This is a genomic window from Stenotrophomonas sp. NRRL B-14846, from assembly GCF_050473585.1.
Taxonomy (GTDB): domain Bacteria; phylum Pseudomonadota; class Gammaproteobacteria; order Xanthomonadales; family Xanthomonadaceae; genus Stenotrophomonas.
Genome location: NZ_JBFLUN010000022.1, coordinates 2,420,863 through 2,442,953 on the forward strand (window position 1 = coordinate 2,420,863; position 22,091 = coordinate 2,442,953).

Here is a 22,091-nt window from a genome sequence, read left to right on the forward strand (position 1 = left end):
GCCCGGCGATCATTCGCTCCTGACATCAGGAGGATCGTCATGTTCCGCATCATCGCCGCGCTCGCCCTGGCTCTGGCTGCCACCGCTGCCGCTGCCGAAGAACCAAACCCATATGCGCGCTACGCGCAGCCGAAGTGCGCTGCCGGCTTCAAGCCGGTCGGCAAGTCGTGCTTCAAGGTGTGCCCCGACGGCCAGCACGCGCCGGCGGCGAATGTGGATCGCTGTGAAAAAGACGTGCCGCAGTTCGTGAAGCGCGGCTTCTTCGGCGGGTGCCCGACGGGCTACGTCGGGCATCCTGCCGACCCCAGGCAATGCACCCTCCCGATCATTGCCGAGAGGATGCTCCGCCCCAGGCGCTGACTATTCGGCGAAGCGCGCCTCCTCCCGCGCCTTGTCAGCGATCTTCGGGTTCAGCACAACGCCACCCTCAGCTCGGGAGCTGTAACGCATGCGGGCCTGCAGCGAGTCGCGAATGGTGGACGTGTTGATCGCCAGCTCCGGCTGAGCCTCGTTGAACGAGCGGATCTTGCCCAACACCTTCGTGACCGTATCGGCGTCACCCGCCCGCCACGCCATCGCGTAGGCATTCAGCAGCGATGAGCGGCGGTCAAGCAGGCGCTTTTCGTAGTTCTTGGCCGCGTTGATGCCTTCATACCGCTCGTTGAGGCTCGCAGGCGAGAATCCCGCGAGCTGCAACAGCGAACCGCCTACCCCAAGATCCTCGATCACAGGGTCGCCGCGCAGGGTGTTGACGCCCTGAGTGGTGTAGCGGACCGACTTCATGCCGTCCTTGACCGCCTTGGGCATCATCGTCTCGACGCCGCGCCAGGTGTGCCCCTCTTGGACCTGTGCCAGGCCGCGCAGCGTGTTGACCAGCATCCCGCCGAACAACGGGCCACCGGCCTGCTCGAGCAGATAGTCGGCCATTTCCTTGCCTTCCAGCTCGCGGTTGGGCTCGCGGAACCACAGATCGTTGAGGCTCACGCGGCTGCCGATGCTGGCCGAGGTGAAGTAGTCGACCGGCCCCTTTGCCAAGATTCTGGCCGCATCCGCGCCCAGCAGATCGGCAAGGAAGTTGCGGAACGCCACCTCCGAATCGAACGGCTCGTCGTCGTCATCGCCGAACGCCGACGCCGCGGCATCAGCCAGTCCGAACATCACCGAGGTCAGCGGCATGCCCATCAGGCCAGCGAACAGGCCAGTCATGCCGAGCACCCCACCCAGCTTCGTGCGCGCCTCGCGGCGGACCTCCGGTGCCTGGCCCTTGATCGACTGGTACAGGTTTCTCCACAGGAACCACGTCATGTTCAGGCTGTACTGCCGGAACAGCAGCAGCACCTTGGCTGCGTTGCTCTGCATGAAGCGCGCGCGGTTGGCGTTGCTGTAGTCGAAGTGACTCTCCGTCACCACATCACCGGCGTACTTCACCGCCTCGTTGAACGTCTGGCCACCTTGGCGCGCAAGGCGGAAGGCCGCCAACGCGGTTGCCTCTCGGTTCACTACCTCCGCCTTGTGGAACAACCAGGAGATCACCTGCATGCCCTTGCGCACCGCAGGGTTAAAGGCGCGGGTGTCCGTTTCCGACAGGCCAGCCAGGTTGTGTGCCTGGGACTTGTCGATCGCGCCCGACGTGCGCCAGACGTGGTACGCCGCACGTTCTTCCGCATTGAGGTTGCCGGTGATGTCGCCCGTCGCGGTGCGCAGCGCAAGGCCCATCCCGGACGACAGGGCCGAGAACGCCTTGCCGACCCCGAAGCGGGCGGCCAGCACCGGGAAGGTAACGATGGCCGTCTGCGACAGGTTGACCAGCGCGGCCGCCGGCGTGGTGCCCAGGTACCAGGCGAAGCCCAGCGAAGTCAGCCCGCTGACCGTCTTGGAGTCCTTGGGGTTCATCACCCACTCGTGCCGCTTGTTCATTTCGCTATAGAGCGCCGCCCCCTTGGCCGCGCGCTCCGGATCGCTCTCGGTCAACCGGTCAACGGCTGCCTTCATGTCCATCAAATCGGCGTCCAGCTCGTGGGCATGGCGAAGCCGCGCGACCTGGAAGCTACCGTGGAAGAGGTTTGACGAGAACGACCGCAGGGCGTCTGCGCTGTAGCCGGCCGTGCCCTTGCGGTGGATCTGGTGCTTTCGCACCGACAGCTCCGGCAACGTGCGCAGGTAGAGCTGGTACACGTCGTCGCGTGTGCTCTCGTCAATGCCGGCGTTGGCCAGCAGCTCCTGCAGGTCGGCCATGAAGCCGCCGCTGGCACCGGCCAGGCTGCGGGCCTCATCGAGCTTGCGGCCCGCCTTCTTCACGGTGAAGCCGCGCGCGGGTAGCTCCCGCTGTGCCTCCCGCCACTGCTCGACCTTCTCATACATCAGGAAGGCAGGCTCGCCAGCAGCGTCCGTGGCGGAGATCCAGAACTGACCGAAGCGCTGCAGCGGAAAGTAGGGACCATTCAAACGCGCCGACTCGAACTGCTGTCGGATCTGGCTCACCATCGTCGCCTTGGACTTCCGGTCGGCCTGCAGTGCTTCGATGCGGTCGATCAGGGCCTGCTCCATCTGTTCCGATTGGCGGACGTAGGCCTGCTTGGCGGTGCGGTAGAGCTGCTGGCCGGCGGCCGGCAGCGCCAGGAAGCGCCGGACCAACTCGGGGTAGACCGCCTTTCGAGCCTGCTCCTGTGCGAGCAAGTCATCCAGTGCCTGCAGCTCGGCCTCCAGGCGGCCCACAGCCTCCGACGATCGCGCCTGGCGCATGTCCTCTGCCACCGAGGCCTTACGGCGCTCGATGCTGGAAGGGGTGACGATCTCGTCGGGACCGCGGCGGGTGGCGCCGGTACGCAACGGCACATAGTCCTGGGACGGGTCGACACCCTCGATCGTGGTGTCGTGCATCAGGTTCGCGGTCGCATCAGCCCCGGCGCGGTCCTTGCGCTGGAACTTCTCCCAGGAATCCGCGATCCCTGCGGCCTCCTCCTGCATGATGTTGCGGTCGGTAGCCATCTGCTGCACTCGGTCCGCGTAGGCCGCGACCTGCTGCAGATGCAAGTCGCTGCCCAGCTCGGCCAGATGCCGCAAGGTCAGCGCACCGAGCCAGGCCGGCCGAGTGTTCTCGCGGAGATTCTCGGGCTTCAGCCCCCTGAACATCGCTTTCAGCTTGTCCGCCACACGGCTCGACGGTCCACCCAACGCGGCATCCACGGCCGCAACAGTGGCCTCCGGATCGGGCTTCGAATAGCGCATGTCGGCGTTACGCGAATTGAACGCGCCGGTGTTGGCCGTGGCCGACTTCACCTGACCAGGCTCGAACGCGATCCACTGCCCGATTTCAGCAAGGTGGATACCGTCATGCCCCTCAGCCTTGAGGGCCGAGCGAAGCGCCTTCGCCTCTTCGAAGGAATCGACAGCGAGGAACTGATCGAGGGTCATGGGCTTGGGATTCTGCAGCGACAGGTAGGCGTCGATCACGCGCTCATCGGCGGGAACACCGTCTGCGGCCTTCTCGGCGTACCGCTTCGCCTTCGCCTTGCTCTCATCGAAGAAGAAGCCCAGTGGCGCCGTCATGTGCCCGGTAGAACGGCCCAGCCTTGCCGGATCGAACGACCAGAACTCCTCGCCGGTACCGTGGTACACGACCTTCGGATCGCCGCTGGCATCGGCCACCTGCGACCGACCGAACCACTCCCTGAATTCGGGGCTGCGGACCTGATCGGGTCTTGACATAACCCAACCGGGGCGATCCACGGAATTGACCGCATCCCGCAACTGCGATAGGGTCAGCGCCGTGAGCCCCGTTGTGGGCCGTGACGCGCCTTGGATGTGACCGGGTTCGCGCACGGCTTCTGCGGGGCTTACGTTTTCCAGAACATCCGATTGCTGCAGGTCGTAGGCGAACTTCCCGTTGCGCTGCTCCTGCACCACCACGCGGGCCACACGCAGGTCGTCGCCGATCCGGACCGGTGCGTAGAAGTCGTGATAGGCCACCACCGAATCGCCAGACGGGTTCACCGCAGACGTGTCCGCGTTCGGGCGTGACCGTCCCAGTACCGCCGCCTTCGTGATCTGCGGCAGCGCCGGCACCAGCAGCAGCTTCTCGGGTCGGAAACTCACCAGCTCATTGATCGAACGACGGGTGAGGCCGATGTCCCAGCCCTTGTCGTCGTTGTGCATCACCGTGCCGGCATCGCGCATGCGCACCAGGTAGTCGCGAGCCACGCGACGGGCCTCCTTCGGCGGCAGGTCCGGCGATATGTCGCCCACCGTGACATCGACTACCGGGATGGACTGGTTGAGGTCGCCGGCAGTGCGGGAGAAGGCCAGGCCAGCACCTGCACTGCTCGCGCGCGGACGCGCTCCGCCTCGGACATATCGCGACGCCGCGACCAGGTGCTGCCTCAGCTCCGCTTCGCTCAACTGCAGCGTGAACCCGAGCTGCCGCAGGAAGTTGCGCACCGCCGTGACGGCTCGATCGATCACGCTGTTGCGAACGCCCTTTTCGGCCATAACGGCCACGGCCTCGCGGATACCGATTTCCCGATTCGCGCCACGGTAGCGGCGGTCGATCTCAGCAAACAGGGCGGCGTGCTTTCCTCCGGCCCGCATGCGGTCAATCGTCCGCGCAATGTCCGCCCACGTGCGGTCGCCGGTGATGGCTTCGATACCAAAATGCCCCACCGCCTCATGCGACAGCACCTGCAGAGCGCGCTGCGGGCTGCTCAGATTGTTGGCCACCAGATAGACGGTCCCGGTCGAGTCGTCGTAGAACCCCTCCGCGCTCACGTGCTCGGGATCGCTCTTTGCCCGTGCTGGCAGATCGGCATGGCTTTCCAGCACCACCACCGCCGGCGCCTCGCTGCCCCACTTCGCAGTCACCGTGCCGATCGCCTTCTTGGCCTGGGCTGCCGAAATGCCGCGGGGGGCGACCTCAGCCGGCCGTGACAGCTTCACGGCCTCAGCCGGTGCCGCCTTCTTGTCGACCAGCACCGGGGATTCGAAGGTGCGCGGCTCGTACAGCGGCATGCCCTGGCCGTCGGTCGCCTCCGCGTACGGAATGGCCACCTCGCCGCGTGCGTCGCGGCCAACCACGAACCAGCCGTCAGCGGTCCACCGGTGGCCGGTCACCTCGAACGTCTTGCCGTTCCAAACCACCTCGGTCTCGACGGGAGCGCCGCTGCGGAGCCATGCCGGCGGTGGAACCGGATTGGCCTGAATGTCGCGCTCAAGCTCCACAAGCGCCTTCTCGGCCGCCTTGAGCTGGTCGCCCATGTGGAAGGGCTCCGTCGTGGCTTTGCGCAACCGCTCCGCCGTCGCGCGATCCTCGGCGATGCCTTCGGCCAGCTCCCGCACTTCGACCGGGTAGCGGCGCAGCGCTGCCTCCAGGCTCGCCACGGTGGGCTGGTTCGACGTTATCTCGACGCCGTGCACATCCAGCACCAGGTGCGGCACCTCCGCGTAGCGGTCCCACATGGCCTTCACCGGGAACTCGCCGAAGGTGGCCACTCGCTCCGGGCCATCACCAACACGCATGTTGGCCGAGATCCACTTCCCGATCGCCTCGCTCGCTTCCTTCCGGTCGGCATGGGCCCTGCCGTCAACGTCCATGGAGAAGCCCTTGCCGGCATTCATCGCCACCAAGGTGTCCACGGCGTCAACCGCGCCGGCCTTTTCGATCTTCGAAAGCACCACCTCATTGCGGTCCGCACGGTTACTGATCGAGCGAATCTTGGATTGCGAATCAGCGATGCCGCGGCTGTGCAGGCGCTCCCTCGACTGCAGGCCTTCGATCTTCTTGCGGAGCTTTTCCCGGATCAGGATGCGCGGATCGCCAGCCGCCTCCGCAAAGGTCTGCAGGATGTCGCTCTGCTCCTCCGCTGCCGCCTCTCCCTCGATTACTCGCTCATCGCCCTTGGAGCGCAGGAACGCCTTGATGAAGCGATCCTTCACCGCGAGCACCTGCCAGCGGCGGCCATCGAGTCGGTCCGTCAGGTAGCGGTACTCGAGCACCGTGTTCCACTGGTTGCACTGTCGATGACCGCGCCCGTTGCGCTGCTCGAGGTCGCCGGGCATCCACGGTGCGTCCAGATGGTGCATGGCCCGCAGATTGCGCTGCATGTTGACGCCGACACCCAGCGATGCGGTGCTGCCAATGACCACACGGATTTCCGACCGGTTCATGCGGTCGGCAACTTCCTTGCGCTTTTCCTTGCTGGTCGATCCATCCACCAGGGCAATCTGGTCGCGCGGGATGCCCTGCTCGACCAGACGAGCCACCACGTCCTGGATCGTGGAGAACACCTTGTAGCGCTGGTCCATGCGCGCTCCCACCGGGCCCACCTTGCGGGTGGCGGTGGTCGAGATCCCCAGCTCGGTGAAGATGACCTGATTCGCCTCCGGATGGCTGCGGTAGAGGTCCGCAACGTTACGCACGAGGCGGCTGGCCTTGCTGTTCGGGTCATCCTCCGCGCGGCCCTCTTGGCCGGCCAACTTCTCGCCGTCCAGCAGGCGAACATCCAGGCTTGCCTTGTTCGCCAGCCCTTCGGTGATGATGGGCGACTCGGGCAAGCCGGCGAGCATGGCCTCCTTTCGGGCCTTGCTGGTCATGCCCCGCCAGGAGCGGGCATACCCTTGGATGCGCTCGAAGGCAGCCTTTTGCGGCGCCGTCAGGTCTGCCGTCTCAACAACCACCTTCTTGTACGGCCGGTCCTTGGCCCCTTCTGTGCGGCCGTTCAGCAGCTCAGCGCTCTCGGCCTCGGTCAAGGTCTTGTCGCCCAGCCGCTTGCCAGAGGCCGTGCGGCGCGGCCGCATTTCCGGCATGTCATCGGCGAACACCACGTCCATGTACTGCCCGACCATCCGGCGCAGTTCGGGCACGTTGATGAAGGCGGCCAGGCGGGTGACCGCCTCGTATTCGGCAGCCGCGTTCAGCTCGACATCCTGCACTTCGCGCGCAAACGATCCGAACCAGCCGTCCCATTGGTCGACGCCGGCCGCCTCCATCTCCTCCGCCATCACGTACCGCATCTGGTGGAACACCTCGGTCATGGTGTTCGTGACCGGGGTGCCCGTGAACAGGTGCACGTTGTTGCCGTTGTTGTTGGTGCGGACGTAGCGCGTGAGGAAGTTCAGTCCAATCGACTGCGCTGAGGATTGGGTCTGCAAGCCCTTCATGCGCATCTTGGTAGTGAACGGCGGCTTCTTGAACTCGTGGGCCTCATCCACCAGCACCATGTCGATCCCCAGTTCCTCGAACGGGATGGCGCCAGGCCGCGACGCACGGTCGGCTTGGATCTGGATCGAGTTCAGGATGCGATTGCGGATCTTCACCAGCTCCTTTGCCGTCGGCGAGCGCAGCTTTTTCAGCTCATCCTCGTCCGCCAGCATTTCGGGCGTGAGCTTCGTTCCATCATCGCTGGCGGCCTCGTGCGCGGCCTCCTCGAGCTGGGCGATCTCTTCCGCTGCCAATCCCATCAGCGTGTCCTTCCGGAACGTCAGGCGATCCATCAGGGAATGAGGCAGCACCACGGCATCCCAATCGTCGTTGGCGATCTGGCGCAGCTTCACATCGACGGTCGCCGGCGACAGGTTGTCCACATAGAGAACCTTCGCAGCCGGGTACATCATCTGGATCTCAGCAGCCACGCTGGCGCTGTTGGCGTTGTGCGCCAGCAGCAAGGGCTTCTTGGCAATGCCGTAGCGCCGCGATTCAACGGCAATACCGCCCATGGTGAACGTCTTGCCGGTACCCACCTCATGGGCGTTGATGGACTTGCGCATCACCAGGCCTCGCCAGATGGCGTTCCGCTGGTGGTCGCGGAGGTCGAACGGGCCGCTGCCCAACGACAGCGCCATACCTTCGAAGCTCAGGAAGGAACCGTCGAACTTGGGCGTTGCGTAGGCGTTGCGGACCTCGTTGTACTCGCGTTCCACCGCCACCTTGCGTTCGGCGTCACTCCACAACCATTCGGCGAAGCGACCGCGGATGTTGGCGATCTTCTCCGTCACCTCCTTCGTTGCGTCGACATCCACACCTCCGCCGTCCCTGGCAGGGCGATGCAGCGTGATGGTCTGATTCGAGATCGCCGCGTTCATCAGGCGCTGGAACGGCACCTTGTCGGTTCCGAAGTTGGTCCGGGCTTCCGCCCTCCCCTTCATTGAATCGGGAATTCGGACCCGCCAGCGGCCGGCCGAGAAGGACACTTCAACACCCTGTGCACTCTCGGTACCGAGCATGTGCGCGATGTAGTCGCGGTAGGCATCTACCGGCACCCAGGTGGCGCCGAGCTGCGTCTCGATCTTGTAATAGGGAATGTCTGCAGGCACTACTTCCTTCAGCGCGTCCACGTTGCGCTGAATGTGCCCCATGCCCTCCGCTACGGCTGCCTGCGCCTGCCGCAGCTTCTCGCGGACATTACCCGACAGGTAGATGTCCGAAGGCAGGATGTCGCCGCCAGGGAGCTCGAACACGGCGCCCTGCTGGATCAGCTCGGCCTTGACCTCGGCCTCGGGGCGGCTGGCGATCTCGGCGATTTCGGCGGCGCTGGGGTTGATCGACCGATTGCGGGCCAGCACAAAGGCATCCGCCACGCTGGGGTTCTCAATGCGGCGAGCGCCACGCGTGGTGCTTTCCGTCAGGATCCGGGCGGGCCGGAAGCCCTGCGTCCGACTATCCGGAACCTCGAGTGCCGCCAGCGCCGGGTAGAACGGATCGTCCACCTTCCGCAGGTACTGCAGCCCGTAGCTCGCTCCAAGCCGGCCATGCTCCTGCACGAAGCCGTCGTAGAGGGCTCGAAGGGCCGTGCGCGCCTGCTCTGCGTCGGTACCGGCCCGTTCCGCCTCGATCAGGGCCGCATACTGCTGCCGCATATCGATCAGGCTCGAGAGCTGGCGCTCGCGCGCGGCCGTCTTGGCCGGATCCTTGACGGCGTAGGCAATCACCTCGCTGGCCGGCGCCAGGTGCTCGCCGCGCACGATGAAGAATCCCTTTTCCGTCTTGGTCAGGGCGTTCTCGCGATCGGCCGTGTGATTGGTGATGTAGCTGACCTGCGCCGGGCGGGCATCCTTCTGGTACGCCCCCTTCGGCACGAGGCGGGCAATACGCTGCAACTCGGCGCCCATGTCGGCCGGCCGGCGTACCAGCATCCCTGGCCGAGCACTGTTGGCGCCCTGCCCGTGGTCGATCTGCCCCACTACATGGTCAGGATTGGCATGGAAGTATTCGTTGACCAGCACCGGCTCGCCGGCCGGGGTCATCAGCTCCTTCGACTCGATCCATCCGGCATCCATCGCCTGCGCCAACGGCACGTCGCGCTTGCGCAGAATCAGGATGTCCGTGACCACCTGCGTGCCGGCATATTCCTCGAACGCTCCGGACGGAAGGCGGAATGCGGCCAACAGCTCGCCCTTTTTCGCCAGCTCTGCGCGGACGCCGAACCCCTTCTTGTCCATGGTGCCGGCGGACGTGATGCCCACCACCAGACCACCCGGACGGGTTTGGTCAAGGGCCTTCAAGAAGAAGTAGTCGTGCAGATGCGGGTTCAGGCGCTGGTACCGCCGGTCCGCAATCACGGTGTTCTCGAATGGCCAGTTCCCGATCACCAGGTCGTAGAAGTTGTCGGGGGTCTTCGACTCCTGGTACGGCATCACCCGCACGTTGGCGCCTGGGTACAGCAGTTTGGCCATGCCGCCGGTGGTCTGGTCCAGCTCAATGCCGGCGAGCTGGCTGCGCCGCTGCAGTGCCTGCGGCATCAGCCCGAAGAAGTTGCCGATGCCCATTGCCGGCTCGAGCACGCGGCCGCCTTGGAAGCCCATGGTCTTCACCATGTCCCACATGGCGGCGACCGTCGGCGGGTCCGTGTAGTGAGCATTCGTGATCGAGCGCTGCGCGCTCTCCCATGCTTCACGGCCAAGGTTCTCCCTCAGCCACGCGTCGCGCTGCTCCCATCCGGCCTTCGGACGGGGCCGCTCCCACGTGCCTTGGAACAGTTCCTGGCCGAAGGAGCCCCAGCCGGTGTAGCCAGCAAGGACAGCCTGCTCCTCAATCGTGGGCTCTCGCCCCACGGCAGACAGCTCATTGAACAGCTCGATCGCGGCCTGGCTCTTTTTGAAGCGAGCCACCGGACCGCCACCAGCGATTGCGGTCGGATCCGCGATGTGGAAGTTCCCCGGCCCAGGATTGGCCGGGCTGACCTCTGCCGGCGACTTCGCTACGCCGCGGCGCTGGGATCCAGCATCAGGTTGTTCCGCTCGGCCTGCTCGCGCGCGTCGGTCACCGGTAGTCCGGCTGCCATCAGCTCGTCCTGCTCCGTCCACATTCTCTGCTGCAGCACGTACGCCAGTGCGTCGGCCATCCCCTCGCGCTGCAGGCTCGCCAGCAGTTCCGGGTTGGTTTCCTTCCACGTTGCCAGGATCCGCCGATGCAGCTCCTGGTTGTGCATCACGTCCTCGTCGGCCTGCAGGCGCTTGTGCTCCTGCTTGATCTGCCGCACCCAGTTCGGGTCCAGTCGGTTGCTCATCAGCATTCCCCTGCTCGGTGTACTCGGTCTGTGCCGCAGCAGCGGCGATTGCGTCCACGTCGGCCGATTCAACGGCGGCCGCACTGTCCATCCCTTCGAAATCGGTTGCGCGCGGGTCAAACCTGACTCCCATGTACCAGCTTTTCAGGTATGGACGCACGCCCTCGCCAAGGTCAGCCAGCATCGCCTGGGCGTACGCCGCAAAGGTTCTGGCGCCCTTCTCGATATGGTACCCGGCCAGCGTGATGCCCGCCTGCAGGATCTCAGGATCGATCCCGGAGTTGAGCTGGCTCAGCTTGGAACGAAGAGTCGCACGCGCCCTCTCGGCCGCATCTTCCGTGAAAATGGTGTTCGCGCTTGCCTCGGGAGCGCGCGCGGGCTTCTTCGCCTTCTTCTCCGGCTTGCCCGTCGGCGCGGCGTCGCCACCGGGCTTCACCGCAACCCGACCGGGAACGATGCGAATTGCACCGTTCTCGAGGCGAACCTGCAGCGTGCCCTGCTCGTTGTCGATCTCCATCACCTCCGCAGCCAGGGTCTCATCGCCGGAGCGGAACTTCACGGTGTCACCGGCGCCGATGCCCTCCTCTGCGATGGCCTCGAGGTTCTCCGCGAACTCCTGGTCGATCCTGCGATGGATTTCCGTGCGCGCGGCGCCGTCGCCCTTGCTGGTCGGCTGGGCACCCCGGCCCTCGTTGCCGGCCGTCGGCGGTTGGCTCTTGATCGCGGTGTCCGGGGCCTCCTTCAGCACCCCTACATAGCCGCCGAAGTGCTTGCGCACCTCATAGTTGGCCGGATCGAGCCCACGCCGCTTGATCTCGCGCTGCACTACTTCCGGCTTGGAAAAGCCCTCTTCCTTCGTGTTGCGGGCACCGCGACGCGTGATCGTCTTCGCTCCCGCGTTGTAGGTGGCCACCTGCTCATCGCTGGCGATGTTGTCCCGGTGCAGGCGCGTTACGCCCTGCTTGGTCATACGGGGCTTTCCGCTGGCGTCGTACGTCGGCAGCAGTACGCGGGAACCTTCCAGATCCTTCTTGCGCACCTTGAAGGCTTCGCCGTGGACGTTGCGCACGGTGGTCAGCTCGGACGCCTTTGCGCCCATGACTCGATCCACTTCGCGGGTGTCGATCGCGGCGCGTCCAGGTGCCGCTTGTTGAACCTGCTGGGCAGCAGCGGGCACGGTCGTCTTGCTCGGATCCTTCACCCAGCGGCGGAACTCCTCCTGCGACATCTGCGTGATACCGCCCAGGCCATCCCAGCCCGGCTCGTAGTTGCGCAGATAGGTCTGTCGGGCGTCCGCTTCCGACGGCGCCCCCATGACCACCTTGTGTTCATCGAAGGAGCCATCCTTGTTCACTTGGTCCACCACGAAAACGGGCAGGCTCTCGTCCTCTGCCCGGTCCGTCATGAACACGTCCACGTGGTCCTTGTCGGCGCCCTTGGAACCCTTGAAATACCCGTAGTGGTCCTGCAGCGGCGGCCACTCGGGGCGGCGGCTGGTGCCGGCCGGATTCTCGATCGACACATCCAGGCCAGCCACACGCGCATGGCCCTTCTTGTAGTTGCCGGCCTCCTTCTGCGCCTCGGTCGGCTCGGGACGCGCGTTCGCCGGGCTCGTCGCAGCCTCTGCTGCGGCGGCCTGGACGACCGACGGAGCGGTCAGGGGCTCAGTCGCCGCCCGCTCAACTGCCGCGGTGGCGGGGGCGCTGCGGGGGCTTTCTGCGCCAGAAACAGGCTGCGGAACAGCGACACCTTCGACTGGAACCCCGCCAGCGTCCACAGCGCCGCGCGCCAGGTCGCCTCGTCCGGCTTCGGATCGTCCGGCAGCTCGTGCATTGGTCTTCGCCTCTTCGTTCAGGGCACGGCGATCAGCGAACACATCGCTCACCACCTGCTGGGCCTCGGACGCATCAACACCCATGGCGCGCGCCAGCGTGCTCACGGCCGGCATGCGTCCATTCGTCTCCATCTGCCGATGCAGGAAGGAGCGCATTTCATCAGCACCCGGCCGCTGCAGCACTTCCCCGGTGGCCGGATCCACGCCGCGCGGCGCGGACGGCAAGCGGCGCGCGGTGCTCTCGATCAATTCGCCCTTGCGGGGAGCAACGGGCTCGCCCTGCAATGCGGCCGTCATCGCCTGCACGTCGGCGGCAGCCTGCGCTGCGCCATTGTTCACGGCAACATTCACTGCCCGCGACAGCGGGCCATTCGAGGCGTCCGGTACCGGGCTTCCATCCGGCAGCGTCGGAGTGGCCACCGGCGCGGCCGCAGGGTGCTGAGCGCGCGCCTGATTTACATCCGGCGTCAGGCCGATGTTCTGCCGCTCCTGAGCAAACGCCGCATCAGCCGCGTCGCGCGCATACGCCTGGGCCGCAGTGACCGCCTGCCCCTCGGGGTCGACGGTGACCGCCTCCGGCGGCGGTAGCGCCAGCGGAGCTTGCTGCGGAACGCTGGACTGCTCCTCCGGCGCGTTCTGCGGCAGCCTGCGGCGGAAGCCAGACGCGGCGCCCGGCACGCTGCCGCCCAGCGCCCCGGCGGCGACGTTCTCGAGATAGTCGTCGTAGGCCTCCGCACCAGTCAGCGCCTGCCGCGCGCCAGCGCGCTCCATCACCGCCTGCACGCCCTCGGTGGCACCTTCGGTGATCGCCCCCTCCACTGCCCCCGTCAGCATGCGGCGCCCCATCTGCGGGCTCGCGGAGGCGCCTCGGAACAACCGGCCCGCGATCAGGCCCTCGGCCGCAGAGTCCACCAGGCCGGCCGGTACACCCCATGCGATCGCGCGCGCGGCGTCTCCGCTGGTCAAAGCCTCGCCGGCCTCAGCGGCATCATCCGCTCGGCCGGTGTACGCGATGCCCACTTCCTGCCCGACGTTCAACCCGGTGTTGGCAAGGGCACCCCCGCCGAGCTGTGCAAGGCGCTTCTTCGCCAGTTGTGATCCCGCCAGCTCCGCCGCCTCAAGGCCGACGCCCTTGGCCAACTGCTGTTCCACAAGGTTGCGCACTTCTGCGTTGATGAGCTTCTTGGCGCCGGTCTTGGCAACCAGACCACCGACCGCACCCACCACCGCGCCAGGCGCCGCGCCGACGCCGCCTGCCGGAGCGCCGGCGGCACCGCCGGCAGCGGCACCAGCAGCGGATACGGCCAGGCTTTGGAGCGCCTGGCCACCGAAGTTGCCCAGGGTGTCGCCGGCCCATTCGCCGAAGGAGGCATCGCCCGATACCGACCCCTTGAACGACGAGTTGTTCTGCAGCGGCTCAACTTCCTCACGCTGCACGCGCTGGTAGTTCTCCAATCCCCAGTCTCGCAGCCCATCGGCACCAACCAACCCGCCGGTGGCTGCGGCCGCGCCGTACAGGAGGCTTTTCGTCTCCGGCAGGCTCCGCTTGAAGCCACGCCATGCTGCCTCGCCAAACCCAGCGGCCTTGGGCTCGGCCGCCGGCGCTCCGCTCAGCCGACGAGGCTGGGCAAACTCCGCATACGGATTGCTCGAGCCGGCCTCTGGTGCCGCATGTTGAACGTACTGCTCGTAAGGGTTCTTGTCCTGCGACATCGATTATTTCCCCAAGTAACGGGCCGCTGCGCCAGCGCCGAACGTGGCGTCGAACTGGGCGCGCGTGCCGGGATTGGCTCGCAATTGGGCAATGGCCGCCTCCGGCGGCGTAGGTCCGCCTTGTGGAACCTGATTGCCGCCGAGGAGTGTAGCAATTTGGGCATCCACGTCAGCCAGCGCCGAGGCCTTCTCTTCGGCGCTGAGGCCCAGGGAATCGTTGATGCTCTTGCGCTGCTCGCCGAGGAAGTCGAGTCGCACCTTCGGGGTGATCGCCCCGGCAGCGTCGGCCGCCCCACGGAATGGCTTGCCGTCGGCGCCGGTGATCTGCCGCACGGCGCCATCGTTGGTCAGCCCATAGGCATTTCCATCGGCACCCGTCAGCATGCGAGCCACCTGCTGGCCCTGCTGTTTGCGCTGCGCAATGTCGGCCGCCAGACCCAGCCCGCGAAGCTGCCGATCAGCGCCAGCCTCGGCGGAGCGCGCGGCGAGGCTCGCACCGGCCAGCCCTTCATCGCTGGCAATCTTGGCGGCGTTGTTCGCCATGCTGACCGCGTTGCCCTGCTCCGCCTGGTACTGATCCACCAACGCACGGCGCATGCTCGGGCTGCCGCGCCCCTTGGTCCGCAGGTCCGTGGCCAGCTCGCTCTGCCGCATCGCTGCGCGCCGCTCCGCTTCGCCGGGCATGCCGATCACAGCACCCACCGCGCCGGTACCGGCGGTCCCGGCGCCGACCACGGGCAGGCTGGCGGGCAGTCCGCCAACGGTGCGCGCGTCGAATGCGCCCAGCGTGTTGCGATTCTCGTTCTGGCCAAGGCGGGCTAGGCTCGCGTTGTCGTACACGTTCTCGCCGTGTTCGCCGATGCGCGAGGCAACTCCGCCCGGCTGGCCGTCCAGCGTTCGCATACCCGGCACGAGAGCTTTCGGATCGTCCTTGAGGTAGGGGTTCTCCGGCGCCCCAACCGTGCCATCGTTCACGATCACCGTCGGCCCCTGCGGCGATGCCGCGGCAGCTCCCACCGGGCCAGGCGCTGCGCTCGTAGCGGCTGGTGCTGCCGGGCTGTCCGCTGAAACGGCGCCCGCCGCTGGCGCGGCCGCCGCTGCGCTCAATCGGGGCAGCGTGACCCGCAGGTTGAGCGGTTTGCCGGCATCCGGGTGCTCAGTGCCATTGAAGCCGCTCACTGCGTCCCGAGCGAAGCCGCCAAGCGTGCGGCCGGGTGCCAGAGCGGCGTTGGCCAGGCCTTCGGCTGCCCCCAGCCCCGCATTCACCGTTCGACGGTGCACCTTCTCGGTTTCGTCGGCCCACGTACGCAGCCCACGGCCGAACCGCGTTCCCGCCGCCGGCGCGGGTGCCGCAGCGGCCGCCGGCTGTCCGGCCGCCGCCTGGAGGGACGGTACCGCGCCGCTGCTCAGGCCCCGGCCTACACGGTAGTCGGCGCCAGTGAGATTTGCCGTCGCTGCAGGCGCGAAGGTGCTGCTGACCTGCGGATAGGGCTTCTGTTGGTCGTTTGCCATGGCGGTTCCTTTCGTGGTTACGAGGCGTCGGCGATCTCGCCGGAATAGTTGTAGCTGCGGCTGACCGAAGTCGAATCGCTGGCACTGCCGCTGCCGCTGATCGATGCGGAGGCATGGATAGCGCTCATCGCGCCGGCGGCCATCTGAGCGGACATCTGGCCCGCCGAGCTCATCGCATCCTTCAGGGCCAGCGCGACCTGCTGCAAACGTTGCATGCGTGCTTCGAACTGACGGCTGACCACCTCAAAGTACGCGATGTTGTTTCGCACCGATGCCTCTTGGGCGCGCACCCGGATCTCCTCAGCCTGGCCGGCATATCGCATCTGCTCGCCCCACCGCTGAGTATCAGCCGCATAGGTCTGAGCCCGCGCAGTGATCGCGTCCTTTCGCGCTGCGACTACCGCTGTCTGAGACTGCAGTAGGCCCAGGAACTTCCGCACGCTGGCATCCGTGGCGCTCAGCTTCGCCTCGATCACGCGCAGTCTTGAGTTGTTGCGGTCGCTGGCGGCAGACACAGTGGCGGCATAGGCCCGTGCTTCGGCTTCGAAGGCCTGCACCTTGGCCACCTCACCCCGCACCTGAGAGTCGTACACCTCAAACCGGGTCTTTTCGGCGCTCAGGCGCGCATCCCAGGCCTCCACATCCACCTTGTAAGCGTCGATCTTGTCGCGCTCGATCTCCGACCGGATCTTTGCCCCCTGCAGCCGGGTACTGAACATGTCGGCCAGCACCTTCACCCCCTCGAGCTGGCTGGTATAAATCCGAACCCTCTGCTCATTGATCGTGCCCTTCAACTGCTCCGCTTCGATCTGCGCACGCAGAATGTCCAGCTTGGCCAACTCCGCACGCAGCCGCGCTTCGAACACCTCCCGCTTGGCTTGGATGCTCTGCAGCCGCAGGCCGAACGCCGCGGCATGGAGGTTGAACTCATCCTTCATTGCACCGAGCATCACCTCGGCGCCTTGGAACGCCCTCTGCGCGGTCTGTTGCCAATGCTGCGACCACATCGATTCCAGGGCAATTCCCTGCGCAACCGCAGTTCGAAGATTCTCAATCGCCCATTCTGCAGCCTTCGAGAACACATCCCGGCTGTGACCATTGGCATTCAGCGCCGCCTGTTCCCGGACAGCGTTCACCTGCTCCACAAGCATGCCCGGCGGCATGGTGTACCCACGTGCCGCCCAGTCATCAGCCGCCGCGCTGATCGCCTTACGCGCGGTCGCATCCTCCCGCTCCACTGCGGCCGCCCATAGCGCGTCCTGCACCGCCTGTGGCATCGCGAAACCGCCGGCGAGCATCTGCTTGATGCTGGCCGACAGTTCGTTGAGGGCCATCGGTGAATACTCCTGCTCCTGCCAGTCGAACCGCAGGCTCGGAACATCGGTATTGAACGTGGGCACCTCCTCCACATCGAACGGTGGAATGTCCACCTGTGGCACGGGCGGCAACGTGAGCGCTTCCAGCGAGGGCGCCGCAGGCAACGTCAGATCAGGCTCAACCGGCAACTCGACCGGGTTCACCGCCGGCCGCTCGGGGGCGGCGCCAGGGTTCAGCGGCGCCGGAGTAGCCGGCATCACCGGCAAGCCAACGCTCGGCTGGAACGGGCCAGGATCATCGAGATCAAGATCATCGATAAGGTGCAGCAGATCCTCGTAGGGCGGCGGCACAACCTCCCCCACCTCCCCCAGCAAGTTCGGATCGGGCGGGGTAAAGGTCGGCATATCGCCAACAACGACCTCACTGGGCCGTATATCCGGTGGCGTCAGCTCCTGCGCCGGCGTCCAGCGTCCAAGGTTGTGGATGCTGGTTTCGGTCCGGCCCAGCCATTCGCCGGCCGCACCCATCATGTATTCCATGGCGTTGTTGACGTTCCGAATGGCCTCCTGATAGGCATTCTTCGTGTCATTCGACGGTGCGATCGAGTTGTCCATCAAACCCTCCTCTGGCCGGCGCTATCGAGCACCGACACGCTGTCAATCGTGAAATCAGCACCGGCCTTGTTGCCGATGGTCGCCTGCCAGTAGCGAGACTTCAGGCCTCGCCCCAACTTCGCCCGCTGGGGCGCCAGGTCTTCAGCCAGGCGTGGCTCGAAATCGTAGGTGTAGAACACAGGCACGCCCTTGGGGGCGGCATCCACCGTCAACTGCAACCGTCCATCGGTGGTTGCGCCGGCATACACCGTCCGCATCGTCGCCGTTTGCTCGCCGGTCAGGGCCTGCTTGCCAGTCCGCACGTGCGCATTGATCGGCAGCCCGAAGTCGTTCTCGCCTTCAAGGCGAAACAGTCCGGCATCGCCGGCGCCGTACAACACGCCGTCAATCACCGCCAGCGAATTCATCGGCAGATCGGTGTAGCGGCTCATGGCCCAGGTGTCGGTGTTAGCAGTCCAGCCCGTGGTCATCCCGACGCGCCGCGCGGTATGCCCATCCCCGGCCGGCATCGGCGGCGATGGCAGATATCGCTCATCACCCCATCCAGCGTCTACCAGCAGTCCGCGAGGCCGCCCAATGCCCGTGAACTGGTCGGCCAACATGCCGCGCTCGCGGATGAACACGATCGCATTGGCCTCCGCCGAGAGGATCTCACCGAGTCGCCCAGCATCGGCCAGGAGCGCGCTACGCGCTGCAGTGAAGAGCTCGCCCCAATGACCAAGCTCGGCCAAGGCTCCGGTGCGGGCGCTTGAATACCGCTCCGCCCCCTTGGCGATGTCCGAAAGCATTGCGGACGGCGATCCGGTCGGCACGTACTGCTCAGAAAACGCACCGCGCTCCTGCACCGCCAGGCGGCTGTTGCCGCCGTACGATTCTCCCCAAGCGCCGGCGTCCGAGATCGTGACCGACCGTCGCGTCATCCACCGCTCGCCGATCCTTCCACGGTCTAGCAGCAGCGCTTCGGGCAAGGCGACCGGTCGGTAGACCTCCTGCCAAACCCCGGCCTCAGCAAGCCCCAGAGTTCGAATTCCAATGTAGCTCTCGAGCACCATGGCAGAGTCGCGTAGCGACACGGACAGGCCGAAGGAGTATGCCTCTACCGCGCTTCCAGCGTCGGTCAGCAAGTCATTCCTCGCGATCAGCCACTGCTCGGAATGGTAGATCCCGTCTTCCAGCATCAGGCACTGATGTTCAGCCACCGTCGATTACTCCGATGTAGGTGAGGGGGCGGCTCTCCATGCCTGGATACTGCGGTACACCCACCGCTCGGCTTCCGCCGTTGAGATTCAGGCCATACCGCGCAGACGTGGCCTCGCCCAGGCAGTTGTAGGTCGCTTCGATGTACTGGGTCAGGTTGGTATCCACCGTCGGTGACGGGGTAGCCCAAAGGCCGAACCCCAGACCCTCCTCGCGGTGCGTGCGTATCTGCCCCAAAGTCGAGCTGCTGATCCACCACACCTCGTACTCGCCTCCCGGCGGTGACAACTCCCTCACCGGCACGGGGAGAGGGGGCTCAGGGACGGAGTACGCCAGTGAAGTCGCATGCTCGCCGCCCGAAAGCCACGGTCCCTCATCGGCGGCATCGCCGCAGTCGTAGGGGCTGTAGCTGTTGCCGTCGTGCCAGGCCGTGCCGGCGAGCCAGTTGTAGTGCGCGTGGCGGACGCCGGGCGTGCACACAGTGCGCTGAGTCACCGGACCGTAGCCAGTCGGATGCTGTTCGAGGCGTATCCAGTAGCTGGTACCGGGTTCCTCACCCTCGCTCGGCGGCCAGCCTACGCCGCTTGACCACTCGCCGCCCGACCACGGAGCGCGGTTCCGCCAATGCTCGTAGTGGTGCGGGTCAAGCAGATAGCGATACTCGTGCTGCACCTCACGCTCGGTGCCGGCGTGGCCGCGGCGCCAGGCATAGTAGTAGCTCTCGCGATCGCCGAAGGGTACCGCCACGCCGCTACCCAAGTCCGGGGACGAAACGCGCCGCACCTCGGTACGGCGAAGGAATCGTTTGGTGCGCGTCACGGAGCCCTCATTCGCATAGGGCGGTCCAAAGTCAATGACATCGACGCTCGAGTATCCGAGGTCTTTGCTCTCAATATGGGTGTCGACGGTCCCCGCAGGAAGCTCCTCACGGTGGTCGAAATCGTTCGTGTAGAACATCATTGGGATGCGTCGCGTTCCCGCCTCGTCATGTGCGCGCCATTGGCCGACGTACATGCAGTCTTCAAAGTCGCTGGTGTTCTGCGCTGGTGCGCTTGATTCCCGAACCCAGTAGAACTTGACCCATTTCAGGTCGTTCCCTGCGAAGAAAACATGCATGGTCGTGTGGCAGAGGGCCGGCTGCTCCGCCAATCGCGACGCAGGCTGCATGGAGTGCGAAACCAGGTGGCCCAGCACCGTTTCAGGAAACCTGATGATGTTTCCGTTGTCCTGCTTGGCCGCCGGCGAGAACCACAGGAAGCCCTCGCTCACCCTGCTCACTCGAGCGCTACCCACCGCAATAGGCTCCAAAGCCAGCGCATCGACGTATCGAAACACCGCCTCATCGGTACCGATTGCCAGGGCGCGCTGCTTTGCTGACATGCGCGCAGCCTTCCAGATTGCCGCGTCAATTCGATCCGGGAACAAACCAGCATCGCGCATCCGCTCGAGGCGCTTCAACAGCGGGCTATCAGCCGTTTCCTTGACCGGCCGGACCGCGCCGATCTGCAAGCTGATGGCGTAGTGAACCCCGCGTTGCAGGTCATCGTCCCCAAAGCGCCAGGCTGTATTGTGCGCTTCGTCGCCACGCAGATTGAACGCCCAGCCCATATCCGATGAGTAGGGACTGTGACGGTAAAATTCAGCGAGATCCGCTCGTGCTGCGAGGCGCACAACCCGTCCCGCACGGATCCATGATTCCAGTGATCCTGCTTTGGGGAACGGCTCGCCTGTCGGGAAGCCTCCGAACTGCTCAATGAGGTGGAGCGCGTCAACGTCTCCACGCTGCTCGAGCAGCTCACGGAACGTGCTGCTCAACGTGGCGTCATGCAGCGGCAGTGGCATCGCGATCACTCCCGCACTGCCACTGATCTCCACCAACCACCAGCGGCCATCCGCTGCCCGCGTCAGGCCGTGCGTGCGGTAGAACTTCCAGTCGTAGCGAACCTGCAGCCCCTCGTTGGCCACCTCCGTGAGGTATGTGGACGTGGATCGGGATGATGGCGGTGTACCACCGTCCACGTCGGTCTGCGCTGGCCCACTACGGATCTTCTCGTACAGGCTGATTTCCCGCCCGCGCGACTGCCCATCTTTCGCGGGGGGCCGACGGCGCTGGCGGCCGAAGCCCATCAGTGCCTGTACAAGCCCCCGCATCGCACCCGAGTACATGGTCGGGCGCAGCAGCGTGTACTGCGAATAGACGCGCTCGGCCGCCTGTCCGCTTGTTGCAGGGTTGCGCAACTCGGGGAAGCCCTGCAGCGGCTCCACAGCCAGGCGCTCGAACTCCTGATAACCATAGGAAGGAACCTGCACCTTCTTCCCCCACAGGCTATAGGTTTCCGCGCAACGCAAGGTGGGATGAAATTGAGAGAGCACCCGTCGACTGTCACCCTCCCAACGCGAAGCGGACTCGATGTACCCGTTGCGAATGACCCCGGAAACAAAGTCCGGAATGACATTGCGCTCCACCTCGACTTCGCCCACCGAGGGCGCGTACCCGGCGACGATATGCACCGCGGCCATGCCGCCGCCCAGTATCACGTAGCAGTAGCTGTCGTCGTCCAGAACCTGGTAATCGCGCAGGACGTTCAAGCCACCCAGCCGCTGGCGCTCCTGGGCATTGCGCAGGAGCTGCAGGCCCTTCGGCAGAAAGGCCTGCGCACGTTCCTTGTCGCCGCTGTAGACGACGCGGGCGGGCCCGTAGCGCATGGGGCTCACATCAACCGGTCAGGCTGGTCTGGTAGCCCAGTTCGAACACCTCGCCGTTGTACAGCTCGCGCTCATTGCTAAAACGCGCCGCCGACCACAACGTGCCATCGGTGCCGCCACGAACATCGCTGGAAACGAGCATGCCGCACGTGACCTTGATGCTGGTCGCACACACGATGTTGAACTGCGCTTTGTTGGCCACGTTGCTGATGACGTTCGCGGCAGGCGCAGCAGGGTTCCACTTCGGCCGAGTGGTATTGCTCCAGCCCTCCGTCGTGGAGGTGATCTCGCCCAGTGTCGAGGCGAAGTTGGCAGCGGTCAGGCCCGCGCCCGGATTGGCCGCACCGTTGCCCATCGTCAGGTACCAGGCCGGGATCTTGGCATCGGTGAAGAACATGACACCCAACGCCTTCATGATTCCCTGATCGACCAGCAGGTTGTGGTCAACCGTGTAGTCGTCATCACGCCCGACGACCCGATGGAAGTAGGCGTTGCGCAGCACCTTGTCATCAAAGACCACGATGCCTTCCGGCGTGACCCGGAAGTTGCCCTGGCGCAGTGCGTCTGCAAGGTGGCGATCCCAGCGCCGCAACCAGTTGCGCATCTTCTTGGTGGCGGTATGGATCAACGGTTCGAGCTTCGAAGTCATGGCGGTTTCCTTGGTGGATTTATGGTGTGACATATGGAACCTTGCAGCCACAA

The 22,091-nt window shown here is 65.6% G+C and carries 7 protein-coding genes; 1 reads left to right on the plus strand and 6 read right to left on the minus strand.

What is annotated here, in order from left to right:
• Window positions 1-39 precede the first annotated feature (39 nt).
• Entirely contained in the window at window positions 40-360 is a 321-nt protein-coding gene (locus AB1281_RS13470; RefSeq protein ID WP_430346144.1) for a hypothetical protein, read from the plus strand.
• On the opposite strand, the gene AB1281_RS13475 is transcribed toward AB1281_RS13470, so the two are convergent.
• Genes AB1281_RS13475 through AB1281_RS13500 form a run of 6 tightly spaced genes read right to left on the minus strand, consistent with a single transcriptional unit; the run spans window position 361 to window position 22,038 of the window.
• The gene (locus AB1281_RS13475; RefSeq protein ID WP_430346145.1) at window positions 361-14,043 is read right to left on the minus strand and encodes a PLxRFG domain-containing protein; all 13,683 of its coding nucleotides are present in this window, start codon (window positions 14,041-14,043) and stop codon (window positions 361-363) included.
• A gap of 3 nt (window positions 14,044-14,046) precedes the next feature.
• Window positions 14,047-15,555, minus strand: a complete 1,509-nt coding sequence (locus AB1281_RS13480; protein ID WP_430346146.1) for a hypothetical protein — start codon at window positions 15,553-15,555, stop codon at window positions 14,047-14,049.
• A gap of 17 nt (window positions 15,556-15,572) precedes the next feature.
• Window positions 15,573-17,486, minus strand: a complete 1,914-nt coding sequence (locus AB1281_RS13485; RefSeq protein ID WP_008265179.1) for a hypothetical protein — start codon at window positions 17,484-17,486, stop codon at window positions 15,573-15,575.
• On the minus strand, window positions 17,486-18,685 hold the full coding sequence (locus AB1281_RS13490) for a hypothetical protein (protein WP_430346147.1): 1,200 nt from the start codon (window positions 18,683-18,685) through the stop codon (window positions 17,486-17,488). The genes AB1281_RS13485 and AB1281_RS13490 overlap by 1 nt, the downstream gene beginning before the upstream one ends.
• A complete protein-coding gene (locus AB1281_RS13495; RefSeq protein WP_430346148.1) occupies window positions 18,678-21,389 on the minus strand; it encodes a hypothetical protein in 2,712 nt (903 codons plus the stop codon). Before AB1281_RS13495 ends, AB1281_RS13490 begins: the two co-directional genes overlap by 8 nt.
• Window positions 21,390-21,399: 10 nt before the next feature.
• Entirely contained in the window at window positions 21,400-22,038 is a 639-nt protein-coding gene (locus tag AB1281_RS13500) for a hypothetical protein (protein WP_050413359.1), read from the minus strand.
• Between the last annotated feature and the right edge of the window lie 53 nt (window positions 22,039-22,091).

Coding starts and splice junctions, on each gene's coding strand:
- AB1281_RS13470 (WP_430346144.1), top strand. CDS start 40: ATGTTCCGCATCATCGCCGCGCTCGCCCTGGCTCTGGCTGCCACCGCT.
- AB1281_RS13495 (WP_430346148.1), bottom strand. CDS start 21,389: ATGCGCTACGGGCCCGCCCGCGTCGTCTACAGCGGCGACAAGGAACGT.
- AB1281_RS13485 (WP_008265179.1), bottom strand. CDS start 17,486: ATGGACAACTCGATCGCACCGTCGAATGACACGAAGAATGCCTATCAG.
- AB1281_RS13500 (WP_050413359.1), bottom strand. CDS start 22,038: ATGACTTCGAAGCTCGAACCGTTGATCCATACCGCCACCAAGAAGATG.
- AB1281_RS13480 (WP_430346146.1), bottom strand. CDS start 15,555: ATGGCAAACGACCAACAGAAGCCCTATCCGCAGGTCAGCAGCACCTTC.
- AB1281_RS13475 (WP_430346145.1), bottom strand. CDS start 14,043: ATGTCGCAGGACAAGAACCCTTACGAGCAGTACGTTCAACATGCGGCA.